The organism is Nocardia spongicola (assembly GCF_047200775.1).
Classification (GTDB): domain Bacteria; phylum Actinomycetota; class Actinomycetes; order Mycobacteriales; family Mycobacteriaceae; genus Nocardia.
In genome coordinates, this window is sequence record NZ_JBJZOO010000002.1 from 649,079 (window position 1) to 666,642 (window position 17,564).

Annotated in this window: 1 protein-coding gene (cut by a window edge); it reads left to right on the forward strand. The window is 66.8% G+C overall.

Annotation, left to right across the window (positions count from 1 at the left end; all coding sequences use genetic code 11):
• Nucleotides 1-17,564: part of a non-ribosomal peptide synthase/polyketide synthase coding region (locus ACL02S_RS07805; protein WP_503129050.1), annotated on the forward strand (this coding region is incomplete at its 3' end). The annotated region continues 17,404 nt past the right edge of the window; the window shows 17,564 of its 34,968 annotated nt.

Here is a 17,564-nt window from a genome sequence, read left to right on the forward strand (position 1 = left end):
TTGAACCGGCTGGATTTCGGCGGAAACGGCGAAACTGGTGGCGAACGGGCACACGCTGGTTCCGGGGCGGGGCCCGATCTGTCCGGAGCTTTTCCGCTGTCTCCCGCTCAGCTGGGCATCTGGTACGCGCAGCATGTCGACCCGCAGGTGCCGATCAATATCGCGCAGTACGTCGACCTGCGCGGTGAACTCGACCGCAAGGCGCTGAACCGGGCCAGTATCGATACCGCGAGTGAACTCGGCTCCGGCTTCCTGCGCATCGTCGAGATCGACGGCGAGCCGCTGCAGTATGTCGACTACACGCTGCGCGACACCGACGGGCTCCACTATGTAGACCTGCGGGACGAGGACGACCCGGAGGCGGCGGCGCTGGCGTGGATGCGCGCCGATTACAGCCGCCCGCTGGACCTGGTCCGCGACCGCCTGGTGCGGATCGTGGCCCTCCAGCTGCGCGAGGACCACTGGTACTGCTACATGCGGTCGCACCACATCGCGGTGGACGGTTTCGGCGCGATGAACACCCTGACCCGGATCGCCGAGCTGTACACCGCGTACGTCACCGGCACCGAGCCTGCCCCGAGCAAGGCCGCCGACCTGCGCACGCTGTTCGAGCAGGAGATGGCCTATCGCGATACCACGCGTTTCGCCACCGATAAGGCGTATTGGGCCGAGCGGGTCGCGGGACTGGAGGAGGGCACCAGTCTGCCCGGCCGGACCGCGCCGCCCGCGCCGGTCAACGGAATCTCGAGTGCCGCGCTGTCCGATGCGCAGCATGCCCTGCTCGAAGCCGCGGTGGCCCGCCACGATTCTTCGCCTGCCGGGTTGTTGCTCGCCGGTTTCGCCGGTTATCTGGCGCAATGGACCGGTGCCGAGGATGTGATCCTTAGCCTGCCGGTAAGCGCGCGTACTACCGCCGCGATGCGGCGCTCGGCCGGTGTCTCGTCCAATATCGTGCCGCTGCGCCTGCGTATCGGGCACGACACCACCGTCGCCGGGCTGTTGCGGCAGGTGGCCGTCGAGGTATCGGGCGCGTTGCGGCATCAGCGCTACCGGCATGAGGACATCCGCCGCGATTCGGCCGGCGACGGCGTGGTGACCACGGAGTTCTTCGGTCCGTGGGTCAACATCATGCTGTTCCAGAACGAGGTGGCGCTCGGCTCGGTTATCGGGCAGATCCACCTGCTGTCCACCGGCAGTATCGAGGATTTGGGCGTCAACCTCTACCAGTCGGTCGCGGGCTCCCGGACCCATATCGACTTCGAGACCAATCCCAACCTCTACACAGAGGACGAGGCACGTAGACACCACGGCCGTTTCCTCGAGTTCTTCGATCGCTTCCTCGCCGCCGACGCGGACGAGTCGGTATGGGGACTGCACCTCACCACCGCCGATGAGCGCGAGCGGACCCTGCGGGAGTGGAACGACTCCGCGCGGGAGGTCGAGGAGACCACGCTCGCGGCGCTGCTGGACGCGCGTCCGCCGGTGCCATCGGACACCATCGCGCTCGATTTCGAGGGTGCGAGGCTGACCTACGCGGAATTCGACGCGCGGGTCAACCGGCTGGCCCGCGCGCTGATCGCCGATGGGGTCGGTCCGGAATCCCTTGTCGCTCTCGGTATGCGCCGGTCGCTGGAACTGGTGATCGGCATGCACGCGGTGCTGAAGGCAGGCGGTGCGTATGTGCCGATCGATCCGGATCATCCGGCCGAACGCACCGCCTACATCCTCGACAGCGCCGCACCGGTCTGCGTGCTGACGCTGTCCACCGACGAACTGGAGCTCCCCGGGTCGGTGCGCCGGATGGCGATCGATCTGCTCGATGTATCGGCATACTCCGCGGACCCGGTCACCGATGCCGACCGGCACGCGCCGCTGCGCCGAGACAACACCGCGTACGTCATCTACACCTCGGGCTCGACCGGCCGCCCGAAGGGTGTGGCGGTCACCCACCATGCGATCGTCAATCAGCAGCTGTGGATGCTGGACCAGTACCAGCTGACTGCCGAAGACGTCTACCTGCAGAAAACCGCGACGACCTTCGATGTGTCGCTGTGGGGTTACTTCCTGCCGCTGCTTGTGGGTGCGAAGCTGGTCATCGCCGCACCGGACGGGCACCGCGACCCGCTCTATGTGGCGGACATGATCGAACGGCACGAGGTCACCGTGACCGACTTCGTCCCGTCCATGCTCACGGTGTTCCTCGCGCATGCCACCGCGGCGCAATGCGCCACACTACGTGCGGTCTTCGTGATCGGCGAAGCGCTGCCGCCGGAGACCGCCGCGAGTTTTCGCGCGCTTACTGATGCGGGACTGCACAATTTGTACGGTCCCACCGAGGCCGCCGTCTCGGTGACCGCCTGGACGGCGACCGCCGCCGATACGGTGACCGTGCCGATCGGTGCCCCGGAGTGGAACGTTCAGGTCTACGTGCTGGATTCGCGGCTGCGCCCGGCCGCGATCGGCGCGCCGGGTGAGCTGTACCTCGGCGGACGCCAGCTCGCTCGCGGTTACCTCGGCCGCCCTGATCTGACCTCGGACCGCTTCGTCGCCAATCCGTTGGCCGACGATGCGGGAGCGCGGATGTACCGCACCGGTGACCTGGTGCGCTGGACCGCTGCGGGAACCCTGGAATACCTCGGCCGCACCGACTTCCAGGTGAAGTTCCGTGGTCAGCGTATCGAGCTCGGTGAGATCGAGACCGATCTGCTCGCGCACCCGGCGGTCAGTCAGGCCGCGGTGCTCGTTGTGGACACGGCCACCGGTCAGCAGCTGGTCGCCTACGTCGTCGCGGCTCCAGGCCGGACGGTCCAGCCGGTGGAGCTGACCGGATTCGTCGCCGAGAAGCTGCCGAGCTATATGGTGCCTGCGTCGATCATGGTCCTGGACGCCTTCCCGCTCAATACCAGCGGAAAACTGGATCGCAAGGCGCTCCCGGAACCAGTGTTCAGTGCTGATGCGGGTGGCTACCGCGCACCGCGCACCCAGGCCGAGCAGATCGTGGCAGGCATCTTCGCCGATGTGCTCAGCCAGGACCGGATCGGCATCGACGACAACTTCTTCGACCTGGGTGGTAACTCGCTGGTCGCGACCCAGGTGATAGCGCGCATCAGCGCGGCCTTCGGCACTCAGCTCGGGGTGCGCGCGCTGTTCGAGGCCCCGACTGTCGCTGGTATCGCGGCCAAGGCGCGCAGCGCGGCCCCCACCGATACGTCACGTCCGCCGCTGGTGGCCCAGCAGCTGCCCGAACGGGTGCCGTTGTCGCTGGCGCAGCAGCGCATGTGGTTCATCAACCAGTTCGATCCGACCGTGCCGACCTATAACCTGCCGTTCGTGGTGCGGTTGCGCGGCCGGGTGGATGTGGTGGCGCTGCAGTCGGCATTGCTCGATGTGGTCGAGCGCCAGCAATCGCTGCGCACGATATTCCCCGAATCCGGTGACGGCGGCTACCAGCAGGTGCTTCCGGCCGACCGGATCGATCTCGGCATCACGGTGCAGCCGATCGATCCGGCCGAATTGCACGATGCGCTGACCGAATTCGCCGCACGTGGCTTCGATGTGGCACGGGAGCTGCCGATCCGGGCGCGGGTGTTCACCGTCAGCGATGGGCACGGCGACGAAGAGGCCGACTACGCGGTCGCGGTCGTGGTGCATCACATCGCGGCCGACGGTTTTTCGTTCGGTCCACTGGCGCGGGATGTGGCCACCGCCTACCTGGCCCGTGCCGCGGGGCAGGCGCCGAGCTGGGCGCCACTGCCGGTGCAATACCAGGATTTCAGTGTCTGGCAGCGTGAGCTGCTCGGTGCCGAGTCCGATCCGGAGTCCATGGCGGCGCGGGAGATCGCCTACTGGCGGCAGACGCTGGCCGGCCTACCGGATCAGCTAGAGGTGCCGACGGACCGGCCGCGCCCGCCGGTGCAGAGCTTCCGTGGCGCACGGGTGAGTTTCGATATCGATGCCGAGCTGCATCAGCGGCTCACCGAGTTGGCCAGGGCGCAGGGCATCAGCCTGTTCATGGTGCTGCACGCCTCGCTGGCTGTGCTGCTGGCCCGGCTGTCGGGGACCAGCGATATCGCGATCGGCACCCCGATCGCGGGCCGAGGCGAGCAGGCGCTCGACGATCTGATCGGTATGTTCGTCAACACCCTTGTGCTGCGTTCCGAGGTGGACGGCAGTGAATCGTTCGCCGAGTTCCTCGGCCGCACCAGGGAAACCGATCTCGCCGCATTCGCGTACGCGGATGTGCCGTTCGAGCGGTTGGTCGAGGCGCTCAACCCGACCCGTTCGCAAGCACGACACCCGTTGTTCCAGGTGATGTTGTCATTCCAGGAGATGTCGCATGCGACCCTGGAACTGCCAGGGCTCTCGGTCACCGCCGATGAGCTGGAGGTGGACATCGCCAAGTTCGACTTGCAGTGGACGGTCACCGAAGAGCGTGGCGCGCAGGGCGAACCGGCGGGGATGACCGCGGTGATCTCCTTTGCCACCGATCTGTTCGATGCCTCGACGGTCGCGGAGTTCGGCCGCCGGTACGTACGCGTGCTCGACGCTGCCACGCGCACACCGCAGAGTGCCGTGCGTGACCTGGAGATTCTCGACGAGGCCGAGCGTGCCCAGGTGTTGACCGAGTGGAACCACACCGGTCATGTCGTTCCGGCGAGCACCGTGCTCGAGTTGTTCGCCGAACAGGTGCGTACCAGGCCGCACGACCTCGCTGTCGTATTCGACGGTGGTACGCGCGAATCCGGCCGGGTGGTCGAGCTGACCTATGCCGAGTTCGCCGCGCGGGTGCATCGTTTGGCGCGCACGCTGATCGATGCGGGTGTCGGTCCGGAATCGCTGGTCGCGATCGGTATCCGTCGTTCGGTGGACATGCTGGTGGCGATCTATGCCACCATGAGCGCGGGTGGCGGTTATGTGCCGATCGATCCGGACCATCCGGCCGAGCGCACCGAGTATGTGCTCGACAGCTCGGCGCCGGTATGCATATTGACCACCACCGGTGACAATGTCACCGCGCCCGGCATTCCCGTGCTCATGGTGGATACCGTGGATTCGAGCGGGTACAGCGCCGAACCGATCACCGACGCCGAGCGTCGTGCCCCGCTGCGGCAAGCGAATACCGCGTATGTGCTCTACACTTCCGGTTCCACCGGCCGCCCCAAGGGCGTCGCGGTCAGCCATGCCGCGCTGGTCAATCAGATCGCCTGGATCACCGCCGAATACCGGATCGGCCCTGCCGATGTGGTCCTGCAGAAGACGCCGGTGACCTTCGACGTATCGGCGTGGGAGTTGTTCGGCACCTTGGCTGTCGGCGCCCGTATGGTGATCGCGGCTCCTGACGGTCACCGCGATCCGATGTATCTGTCCGAGATCATCGGACGCAACCAGGTCACCATGACCTCTTTCGTGCCGTCGATGCTCTCGGTATTCGCCGGTGCCGCTTCGACGGCCGAATGTGCCTCGCTGCGTGCGGTTCTTGTCGCCGGTGAGGCATTGCCCGCCGCGACCGTCACCGCGTTCCGGCAGTTCTCCACTGCCATGGTGCACAACCTGTACGGTCCGACGGAATTCACCGTGCATGCCACCGCATGGCAGCTCAATGAGGTCGCGCCGGCCTCGGTGCCGATCGGTCGCCCGGTGTGGAACGCACAGGCCTATGTGCTGGACGAGGGACTCCAGCCGGTGCCTGCCGGCGTTCCTGGTGAACTGTACCTGGGTGGTGTGCAGACCGCTCGTGGCTATCATGGCCGCCCCGATCTGACCGCTGAACGCTTCGTCGCCGATCCGTTCGGCGCACCGGGTTCCCGCCTGTATCGCACCGGTGACCTGGTGCGCTGGGTCCGGCCACGAGACAGGGAGGTCGGCACCGCAGGCGTGCTGGAGTACATCGGCCGCACCGATTTCCAGGTGAAGTTCCGCGGACAGCGCATCGAGCTCGGTGAGATCGAGTCGGCCCTGCTGGAACATCCGGCTGTCACCCAGGCCGTGGTACTGGTCGTGGAAACGGTCGCGGGCGATCAACTGGTCGCCTATCTGGTCACCGCGGGGGGCCCGGTCGATCTCGACCAGGTCAAGAACACCCTGCACCGCACTTTGCCCGCGTATATGGTGCCCTCGGCGATGGTGGTGCTGGACGCGTTCCCGCTCAATGCCTCCGGCAAGCTGGACCGCAAGGCATTGCCCGCCCCGGTGTTCGAAGTGCGTGAATTCCGCGCCCCGACCACGCCGATCGAGGAGATCATCGCGCAGATCTTCGGTGAGGTGCTCGGCGTCTCTCGGATCGGCGTCGATGACGATTTCTTCGAACTGGGTGGCAACTCGCTGATCGCCACACAGGTCGTTTCCCGCCTCGGTATCGCACTGGATACCAGGGTGCCGGTGCGCATGCTGTTCGAAGCGTCCACAGTCGAGGCGCTGGCCGCGCGGGTGGAGTCGCATGCGGGGGACGGGGCCCGCAAAGCGCTGGTTGCCAGGCAGCGTCCGGAGCATGTGCCGCTGTCGTTGGCCCAGCAGCGCATGTGGTTCCTCAACCGGTTCGATACCAGCTCCGCGGTCAACAACATCCCGGTGGCCATCCGGTTGTCCGGCGATCTGGACATCGCCGCGTTGCAGGTCGCGGTCATCGATGTGATCGATCGGCACGAGTCGCTGCGGACGGTCTTCCCGGAGACCACCAGTGGTCCGGTGCAGGTGGTGCTCGACGCCGCGCAGATCGTGCCCGATTTGACTCCGGTGCCGGTGACCGAGCACACCCTGCTCGATCACCTGGTCGAGCTCGCTTCGATGGCCTTCGATGTGACCAGCGAAGTGCCTTTGCACGCAAGGCTTTTCGAGATCGGTGAGACCGAGTATGTGCTGTGCATGGTGGTGCATCACATCTCCGCCGACGGGTGGTCGATGGGCCCGTTGGCACGCGATGTCATGGTGGCCTACGCTGCCCGCACCTCATGGGAAGCGCCGTCCTGGTCGGCGCTGCCGGTGCAATACGCCGATTACGCGCTGTGGCAGCGCGAGGTGCTCGGCGCGGAAGACGACCCGACTTCGTTGATCGCCACCCAGATCCAGTATTGGACGCGCGAACTCGCCGATCTGCCGGACGAATTGGTGCTGCCGTCTGATCGGCCGCGCCCCGCCGTCCCGTCCTACCGTGGCGGTACCTACCCGTTCGTGATCTCCGGCGAGACCCAGCGCGCCTTGGTCGAACTGGGGCGCAGGCACAATGCCTCGTTGTTCATGGTGTTGCACAGCGCGCTCGCGGTATTGCTCGCCAGGGTCAGCGCGACCAGTGACATCGCCATCGGTACACCGGTCGCGGGCCGTGGCGAGGCCGCCTTGGACGATATGATCGGTATGTTCGTCAACACTCTGGTGTTGCGCACCGAGGTGGATGGCGGAGTGCGCTTCGCCGATCTGCTCGCCCAGGCACGGGAGACCGATCTGCAGGCGTTCGCCCACGCGGACGTGCCGTTCGAGCGGCTGGTCGAAGTGCTCAACCCGGCTCGTTCACAGGCGCGGCACCCGCTGTTCCAAGTGATGCTGACCTTCCAGAACACCAGGCAGGCCAGCCTGGAACTGCCAGGTCTCTCGGTCAACGGCATCGACTACGACGCCAGGCTGGCCAAGTTCGATCTGCAGCTGACCCTTTCGGAAACGCAGGACGAGCTGGGTGAGTCGGCGGGCATGTCGGCCGAGTTCTCCTATGCTGCCGACCTGTTCGACGAACCAACCGTCGCCGCGTTCGCCCGGCGCCTCGATCGCATCCTCGCGGCTGTGACCGCCGATCCGGAAGTACCGATCGGTGATATCGACCTGCTCGCGCCAGAGGAGCGTGCGCAGGTACTCATCGATTGGAACCACACCGCGCATCCCGTGCCCGCGGAGACGCTGGTCTCGTTGTTCGCCGCGCAAGTGGCCGCGACCCCTGAGGCGATCGCGCTGGATTTCGACGATGAGCGATTGACCTACCGCCAGCTGAGCGAACGCGCCAACCGCATCGCCAGACAGTTGATCGGCGCGGGTGTCGGGCCGGGATCGCTGGTGGCGCTGGCGCTTCGGCGTTCGACCGAATTGGTTATCGGGATGTACGCGGTGGTGCAGACCGGTGCCGCCTATCTGCCACTGGACCCGGATCAGCCTGCAGAACGGATCGATTACATCCTGGAGACCGCCAGGCCACGTATGGTCCTGTACCGCTCGGCGGACGGGTTCGGCCTGGATCCGCGGCCCTCGGTGACCGCGGTGCCGATCGAAGGCATCGAAGGGGTGCCAGGCTTCGCCGCGACCAGTGGCGCGCCGATCACCGATGCGGAGCGCACACAACCGCTGCGTCCGGAGCACACCGCGTATGTGATCTTCACATCGGGCTCGACCGGACGCCCGAAGGGTGTTGCGGTCAGCCACGCCGCGATCGTCAACCGGCTGTTGTGGATGCAGCACGAGTACCCGCTCGGCCCCGATGATGTGGTGTTGCAGAAGACTCCCGCCACGTTCGACGTGTCGGTGTGGGAGTTCTTCTGGCCGTTGCAGACCGGAGCCAGGCTGGTCGTCGCCCGGCCGGACGGTCATCGCGATCCGGTGTATCTGGCCCAGATCATCGCCGAGAAGTACATTACGACAGTACATTTCGTGCCTTCGATGCTTTCGGTTTTCGTCTCCGCGCTCGGCGGTGAGAACGGCGAAGGGCTGTCCGCGCGGTACCTGCGCCAGGTGTTCACCTCGGGAGAGGCGTTGCCCGCCCCGACCGCGGCCAGGTTGCGCGAGCTGACCGGTGCGCGGCTGCACAATCTGTACGGGCCGACCGAGGCCGCGGTCGACGTGACATATCACGAGGTGACCGCTGCCGATACGGTCTCGGTGCCGATCGGCCGCCCGGTGTGGAATACCAGGGTCTTCGTGCTCGACAGTCGCCTGCACCCGGTCGCGCCGGGGATCGCGGGTGAGCTCTATCTGGCGGGCGACCAGCTGGCGCTCGGCTATCTGGGGCGCCAGGACCTGACCGCGGATCGTTTCGTCGCCAACCCCTACGGTGCGCCGGGTACCCGGATGTACCGCACCGGTGACCTGGTGGCCTGGACCACAACGGCGAGCGTCGAATCCGGCGAATCCGGAGAACTCCTGTATCTGGGTCGTACCGATTTCCAGGTGAAGTTGCGCGGTCTGCGCATCGAGCTCGGTGAGATCGAGACCGCGCTCCTGGCACAGCCAGGAGTCGCGCAGTCGGTCGTCGTGCTGCGCTCCGACGCGCACGCAGGCGATCAATTGGTTGGTTATCTGGTCGCCGAACCGGAGGCCGCGGTCGATACCGGTGCGGTGAAGGATGCCCTGGCCACGGTGCTCCCCGGCTATATGATCCCGGCCGCGCTGGTGGTGCTCGAGGCCCTCCCGGTCAATGCTTCGGGCAAGCTGGATCGCAAGGCACTGCCCGCACCGGTGTTCGAGGTCAAGGTGTTTCGCGCGCCGTCGACGCCGATCGAGGAGATCGTGGCGGATGTCTTCGCCGATCTGCTCGGAGTGGCGCGTATCGGGGTGGACGACGATTTCTTCGAGTTGGGTGGCAACTCGTTGGTGGCCACTCAGGTGGTCGCGCGCCTTAACGCCGCGTTGCGCACCGGGATCGGTGTGCGCGTACTGTTCGAGGCGCCCACCGTGGCCGCACTGGCCGCTCGGATCGAATCACATACGGGAACTGTCACGCGCCGAGCGCTTATCGCGCAGGAGCGGCCACAGTATCCACCGTTATCGCTGGCGCAGCAGCGCATGTGGTTCCTCAACCGCTTCGATATCGCAGGCGCTGCGCCCGGTTCGGGCGCGGCGTCGGCGACCTACAACATCCCGGCAGCGGTTCGCCTGGCCGGCGCACTCGACCTGGCGGCGCTGCGCGATGCCATCGCCGATGTGATCGCGCGGCACGAATCGCTGCGCACCGTCTACCCCTCCCATGAGGGCGTGGCCTACCAGCGCGTGCTGCCCGCGACGAAGGCTGTTCCCGACTTCGTGGTGGTCGAGGTCGTCGAGGGGCAATTACTTTCCGCCATCGGCGAATTCGTTGGTCGAGGTTTCGACGTGACGAGCGAGCTTCCGGTGCGGCTGCGCGCCTATCGGCTCGCTCCGGACGATTATGTGCTGACCGTGGTGGTCCACCACATCGCCGCCGACGGCTTCTCGATGCGGCCACTGGTGCGCGATCTGATGGCCGCCTACGTGGCGCGTACCTCATCCGCCGAGCCAGGCTGGCCGCCACTGCAGGTGCAGTACGCGGACTTCGCGCTGTGGCAGCGGGCCACGCTCGGCTCCGAGGACGATCCGACCTCGCTGATTTCCGAGCAGCTCGGCTACTGGAGTACCGAGCTCGCCGGATTGCCCGATGAGCTGCGCCTGCCCGGCAGGCCACGGCCCATCGAGGCCTCGTATCGGGCGGGCACGCACCGTTTCCGGGTGCCAGGTGCGCTGATCGAGGAGCTGAACCGGGTCGCGCACGCGCACGGCACCACATTGTTCATGGTGGTGCACACCGCGTTCGCCGCACTGCTCGCGCGGTTGAGCGGCACCGATGACATCGCCATCGGCACGCCGGTGGCAGGCCGCGGTGAACAGGCGCTCGACGATCTGGTCGGTATGTTCGTCAATACTCTGGTGCTGCGTGCCCAGGTTGACCCCGCCGCATCGTTCACCGACCTGCTCGCCCAGGTCCGCGAGCGCGATCTGCAAGCGTTCGCGCATGCGGACGTGCCATTCGAGCGGTTGGTCGAGGTGCTGAACCCGGCTCGCTCCCAGGCGCGCCACCCGCTGTTCCAGGTGATGCTGTCGTTCCAGAATCTCGGCCGCACCACGCTGGAACTGCCCGGCCTCACCGTCTCCGAACTGGGCATCGACCAGCCGACAGCGAAGTTCGACCTTCAGCTCACGCTCAGCGAGGTGCCCGGCGCCGAGTCGGCGATGGATGCCGAACTCGTCTACGCCACCGACCTTTTCGACACGGTGTTCGCCGCGACCACGGCCGAGCGCTTCCTGCGTGTCTTGCGCGGTGCCGCCGCTGATCCTTCGATCGCTGTCGGTGATATCGCTCTGCTGGACGGCGCGGAGCGATCGCTGGTGCTGGAGCGGTGGAACGAGACCGCTTTCCCGGTGGATGCCGCCCTCACCGCGCCTATGGGCGATGCCGCGGCGACCCTGGTGTCGTTGTTCGAGGCACAGGTCGCGCGCACGCCGGATTCCGCGGCGGTGAGCTTCGAGGGGACAAGTCTGTCTTATGCCGAGTTCGCCCGCCGGGTGCATCGCCTGGCGCGCTGGCTCAAGCGCAATGGGGTGGGCCCGGAGTCGTATGTGGCTCTCGGGATGCGCCGCTCACTCGATCTGATGATCGGCATCTACGCGGTGAACGCCGCCGGTGGCGCCTATGTACCGCTGGATCCGGACCATCCGGTCGAGCGCATCGACCACATCCTGGAAACCGCGCGTCCGGTATGGCTGCTGACCGCGGGATCCGATCTGGAGACCACGGTCTCCCGACAGGTACGTATCGATCAGCTGGACTTGTCGGAGTTCTCCGATGAGCCGCTGACGGATGTGGATCGGCATAAGCCGTTGCGTCCGGCGAATACCGCGTATGTGATCTTCACGTCGGGTTCGACGGGTCGTCCGAAGGGTGTGGCGGTCTCGCATGCGGCGATCGTGAATCGTTTGGTGTGGATGCACGCCGAGTACGGTTTGGCGGCTGATGATGTGGTGTTGCAGAAGACGCCTGCGACGTTCGATGTGTCGGTGTGGGAGTTCTTCTGGCCGTTGCAGGTGGGTGCGCGGTTGGTGGTGGCGAAGCCGGATGGGCATCGCGATCCCGCGTATCTGGCTGAGCTGATTGTCGCCGAGCAGGTCACCACGGTGCATTTCGTGCCGTCGATGTTGTCGGTGTTCGTGGCCGAGGAGCGGGCGGTCGAGTGCACCGGTCTGCGTAACGTTTTCGCTTCGGGTGAGGCGTTGCCTCCGGTGACCGCGCGGCGGTTGCGGGAGTTGACCGGGGCGCGGTTGCATAATTTGTATGGTCCGACCGAGGCCGCGGTGGATGTGACTTTCCATGAGGTGACCGAGGCGGATGTGGTGTCGGTGCCGATCGGTGCGCCGGTGTTCAACACGCGGGTGTATGTGTTGGATGCGCGGTTGCGTCCGGTGCCGGTGGGTGTCGCGGGTGAGTTGTACTTGGCGGGTGCGCAGTTGGCGCATGGTTATGTGGGTCGGCCGGATCTGACGACAGACCGGTTTGTGGCCGATCCGTTCGGTGCTTCTGGTAGCCGGATGTATCGCACTGGTGATCTGGTGGCGTGGACGGCTACGGGTGAGTTGGAGTATCTGGGTCGTACCGATTTCCAGGTGAAGGTGCGTGGTCTGCGTATCGAGTTGGGGGAGATCGAGTCGGCGTTGACGGCGTTGGAGTCGGTGGCGCAGGCGGTGGTCGTGGTGCGTTCGGACGCGCGGCTCGGTGATCAGTTGGTGGCCTATCTGGTGGCGGATCCGGATCGGGTGGTGGATACCGAGGCGGTGCGGGTCGCGGTGGGGTCGCGGTTGCCCGCGTATATGGTGCCCGCGGCGTACCTCGTGCTCGAGGAGTTCCCGTTGAATGCCTCGGGCAAGCTGGATCGGAAGGCGTTGCCCGCGCCGGTGTTCGAGGCGGCGGTGTTCCGTGCGCCGACCACGCCGGTGGAGGAGATCGTGGCGGGTGTCTTCGCCGAGGTGCTCGGTGTGGACCGGGTGGGTCTGGATGACGATTTCTTCGCCCTCGGTGGTAACTCGCTGGTCGCGACGCAGGTAGTGGCGCGGTTGGGTGAGGCGTTGGACACCCGGGTCCCGCTACGCACGCTGTTCCAGTCCTCCACTGTGTTGACACTGGCCGCGGCGATGGAGGCAATCGCAGGACAGGGCGGCCGGGCGCCGCTGGTCGCGCGCGAACGGCCCGAGCTGGTGCCGTTGTCCCCGGCACAGCAGCGCATGTGGTTCCTGAACCGGTTCGACAACCGGACCGCGGTGAACAACATCCCGGTCGCGGTGCGGCTCACCGGTGCGCTCGATGTGGCCGCGCTCGGCGCGGCCCTCGGTGACGTGCTCGCGCGGCATGAGGCATTGCGCACGGTATACCCCGAGGTGGAGGGCATCGGATACCAGCGCGTCCTACCGGTTTCCGAGATCGGCTTCGACCTGGTCGCCACACCGGTCGCGGCGGCGGAGCTGACCACGCGGATTATCGAATCGGCGAGCGCCGGTTTCGATGTGACCGGCGAGATCCCGTTCCGGGTGAACCTGCTGGCCCTGTCGACGACCGACCACGTTCTGGTGCTGGTCATGCACCACATCAGTGCGGACGGATTCTCGCTGCGTCCGCTGCTGCGCGATGTGGTGCTCGCCTACACCGAGCGCGCCCGTGGCGTGGTGCCGGCCGCGGCTCCGCTCCAGGTGCAATACGCCGACTACGCGCTGTGGCAGCGTGAGGTTCTCGGCGCCGAGGACGACCCGGACTCCGTCGCCGCGCAGCAGATCGCCTACTGGACCGAGCAGCTACGCGATCTGCCCGATCAGATCGAACTGCCCGCCGACCGGCCGAGGCCGGAGATCGCCACCAATGCCGGTGGCACCCATACCGTCGCGATCGGTGCCGAGCTGCACGACGCGCTGGCCGAATTGGCCCGCGCCCGTGGGGTGACGCTGTTCATGCTCGTGCACGCCGCGCTCGCGGCGTGGGCGGGCCGCTTGTCGGGCAGCACCGATATCGCGATCGGCACTCCGATCGCAGGCCGCGGCGAACGCGCGCTCGACGATGTGGTCGGTATGTTCGTCAACACCCTGGTGTTGCGCAGCGAGGTCGATCCCGGCGCAGGCTTCGGGGAATTGCTCGACCAGGTGCGCCGTACCGATCTGGCCGCTTTCGCGCATACCGATGTGCCGTTCGAGCGGCTGGTCGACGTGCTCAGCCCGGCGCGGTCGCAGGCCCACCATCCGCTGTTCCAGATCGCGCTGACCTTCGAAGCCGCCTCGGCCGCAGGCCTGGGCGCGGTCGCGCTGCCCGGGCTCGAGGTCGAGGTGCTCGACGTCGATCCTGGCACCGCGAAATTCGATGTGCAGCTCACGGTCGGTGAGTCCACCGAGGGCGGGCTCACGTTGTCGTGGAACTACGCCACCGAACTGTTCGATCCGGAGACGGTGGCCGCCTTCGCCGACCGTTTCGTGCGTATCCTGCGCGGTGTCGTCGAGGATCCGCAGATCCCGGTCGGTGATATCGATCTGCTCGGGGAGAGCGAACGGCTCGACGTAGCGCAGCGCTGGGTGTCTTCCGGCGCGGACAGCACCGAGCAGGGAGTACACACCGGCGGGTTCGCCGATCCGGATATCACGCTGGTCGGATTGTTCGACGCGGTCGTCGCCGCACATCCGGACCGGATCGCGGCCCGCTTCGGAGTGGAGACACTGACCTACGCCGAGCTGGATCGCCGGGCCAATGTGCTGGCGCGCAGGCTGATCGCCGACGGTGCCGGGCCGGAGACCCTGGTCGCGGTGATCCTGCCGCGGTCGCTGGACCTGGTGGTGGCGCTACTGGCCGTGGTGAAGACCGGTGCGGGTTATGTACCGGTCGACCCGACCTATCCAGCCGAGCGCATCGCCTATGTGCTCGCCGACTCCCGGCCGACCAGCGTGGTGCTCGATTCCACTGTGCGGGTCTCGGTGCCGGAGCAGCTGCCCGCGGTCGTGCTGGACGGGTTCGCGGTGGAGACCGGCAATGTCGAGGACGCCGATGACGCTCCGATCACCGACGCCGACCGGAACGCCGCGCTGAGCCCGGACAATGTCGCGTATGTGATCTACACCTCCGGTTCGACCGGGCGCCCGAAGGGCGTCGCGGTGGCGCACCGGAATGTGGTGCGGCTGTTCGCGAACACCGACCGTGACTTCGGTTTCGGCCCCGATGATGTGTGGACGCTGTTCCACAGCTACGCCTTCGACTTCTCGGTGTGGGAACTGTGGGGTCCGCTGTTGTTCGGCGGCACTCTCGTTGTGGTCGACTACTACACCTCGCGTTCCCCGGAGCAGTTCCTGGAATTGCTGCGGGCAGAAGGCGTCACGGTGCTCAACCAGACCCCGTCCGCGTTCTACCAACTGGCGGAAGCCGACCGGAACGCGGCACCAGGTGCCGCACCGCTGGCATTGCGTTATGTGGTGTTCGGTGGCGAGGCACTGGAACTGCGCAGGCTGTCGGACTGGGTGGCGCGGCACGGCGATGGCAATGCGGCGGCGCGGACCGCCGGTTCGGCGGCTGCTGCCGGACCGCTGCTGGTCAATATGTACGGCATCACCGAGACCACGGTGCACGTGTCCTACCGCGCGCTGGACGCCGCGACCATCGCCGCCGCGTCCGGCAGTGTGGTCGGCCGGGCCATCGCCGGGCTCAGGGTGTATGTGCTCGACAGCAGGCTGCGCCCGGTTCCGGTCGGTGTCGCGGGCGAAATGTATGTGGCGGGAACGCAATTGGCCCGCGGTTACCTCGGCCGTGCCGATCTGTCGGCCACCCGCTTCGTCGCGGATCCGATGGGCGATGTGCCGGGCGGGCGGCTGTATCGCTCCGGCGATCTGGCCCGCTGGAACCGGTTCGGCGAGCTGGAGTACCTGGGTCGCGCCGACGACCAGGTGAAAGTGCGCGGCTTCCGGATCGAACTCGGCGAGATCGAATCGGCGATCCTCGCCCAGCCCGGCATCGCCCAGGCCGCGGTGATCGTCCGCGAGGATCAGCCGGGTGACCAGCGGATCGTCGCCTATGTGGTTGCCGAACCGGATGCCGAGCCCGCGCTCGACGCGGTCCGTAACGGCGCTGCCGAGCAGTTGCCGTCCTATATGGTGCCATCGGCTCTGGTCCGGCTGGAATGGATTCCGTTGACCGTCAACGGAAAACTGGACCGCAGGGCGCTGCCTGCCCCGGCGGCGCAGGCACGCGCCTTCCGCGCACCGATCACCCCGGTACAGGAAACTGTGGCCGCGGTATTCGCCGATGTACTCGGCCTGGACCGGGTCGGTGTCGACGATGATTTCTTCGATCTCGGTGGCAACTCGCTGATCGCGACCAGAGTGGCCGCCCGTCTCGGCGCCGCGCTCGGCACAACCGTCGCGGTGCGCACGCTGTTCGAGGCGTCCACCGTGGCAGCCCTTGCCGCACGGGTGGAATCGCATGCCGATGGCGCGGCGCGGGCCCGCCTGGTTGCCCGCGAGCGTACCGCCGACGATCTGGTGCCGCTGTCGTTCGCGCAGCAGCGCATGTGGTTCCTGAACAAGTACGACACCACCTCGGCGGCCTATAACCTGCCGATGGCCATCCGGCTCACCGGTGCGCTCGATATCGAGGCATTACGGCTCGCGGTCGGTGATCTGGTGCGCAGGCACGAGTCGCTGCGGACCCGCTATCCCGAGCACGGTGGCACCCCGGTCCAGCTGATCGTGCCCGCCGAGGACCTCGCGCTGGATCTGCGACCGGTCGAGGTGGACCCGGCTGAGCTGAGCGCGGCGATCACCGCGTTCGTCGCCACCGGATTCGATGTGGCCGAACAGGTTCCGTTGCGTACCCGGTTGTACGCGGCAGCACCGGATGAGCATGTGCTCGTCGTCGTGGTGCACCACATCGCGGCCGACGGTTTCTCCATGGGGCCGCTGACCCGCGATGTGATGACCGCTTACACCGCGCGCACCACCGGTAGCGCCCCCGGCTGGGCGCCGCTGGCGGTGCAGTACGCCGACTTCGCGGTGTGGCAGCGCGAAGTGCTCGGCTCTGAACAGGATTCCGGCTCGCTGCTGGCCGAACAGGTCGGATACTGGCGGCGCGCGCTCAACGGTGTTCCCGATGAGCTCGCCCTGCCTGCCGATCGTCCTCGTCCGGCGGTTGCCTCCTACCGAGGCGCGACCCTGCATCGTGAGTTGTCCGGTGAGCTGATCGGTGCGCTGGAGGAGATCGCCCGGCAGCGGGGCGCCTCGCTGTTCATGGTGTTGCACGGTGCGCTGGCCGTGCTGCTGGCGCGGCTGTCCGGCAGCGACGACGTGACGGTCGGCACGCCGGTCGCCGGTCGCGGCGAAGCGGCACTCGACGACCTGGTCGGTATGTTCGTCAACACCCTGGTGTTGCGCACCGGGATCGACCAGGGCGAATCATTCGTCGATCTGCTCGACCGGGTGCGCCGCACCGACCTGGACGCCTACGGCAATGCCGATGTGCCGTTCGAGCGGCTGGTGGAACTGCTCGCGCCAGAGCGTTCGCAGGCACGCAACCCGCTGTTCCAGGTGATGCTGGCGTTCCAGAACCTGGAGCGTTCCGTCCTCGAACTACCGGGGCTTTCGGTGTCCGCACTGGATACCGAAGAGAATGTGGCGCGTTTCGATCTGCAGTTCACTCTCGCAGAGCGGGCGGAAAACGGCTCCGGCGCGATGACTTTGGCACTCACCTACGCCACCGAGCTGTTCGATGAGCAGACGGCGGCGCAGATCGCGCGGCGCTGGGAATGTGTGCTCGAGGCCATCGCGGCCGATCCGGCGAGCACCGTCGGTGC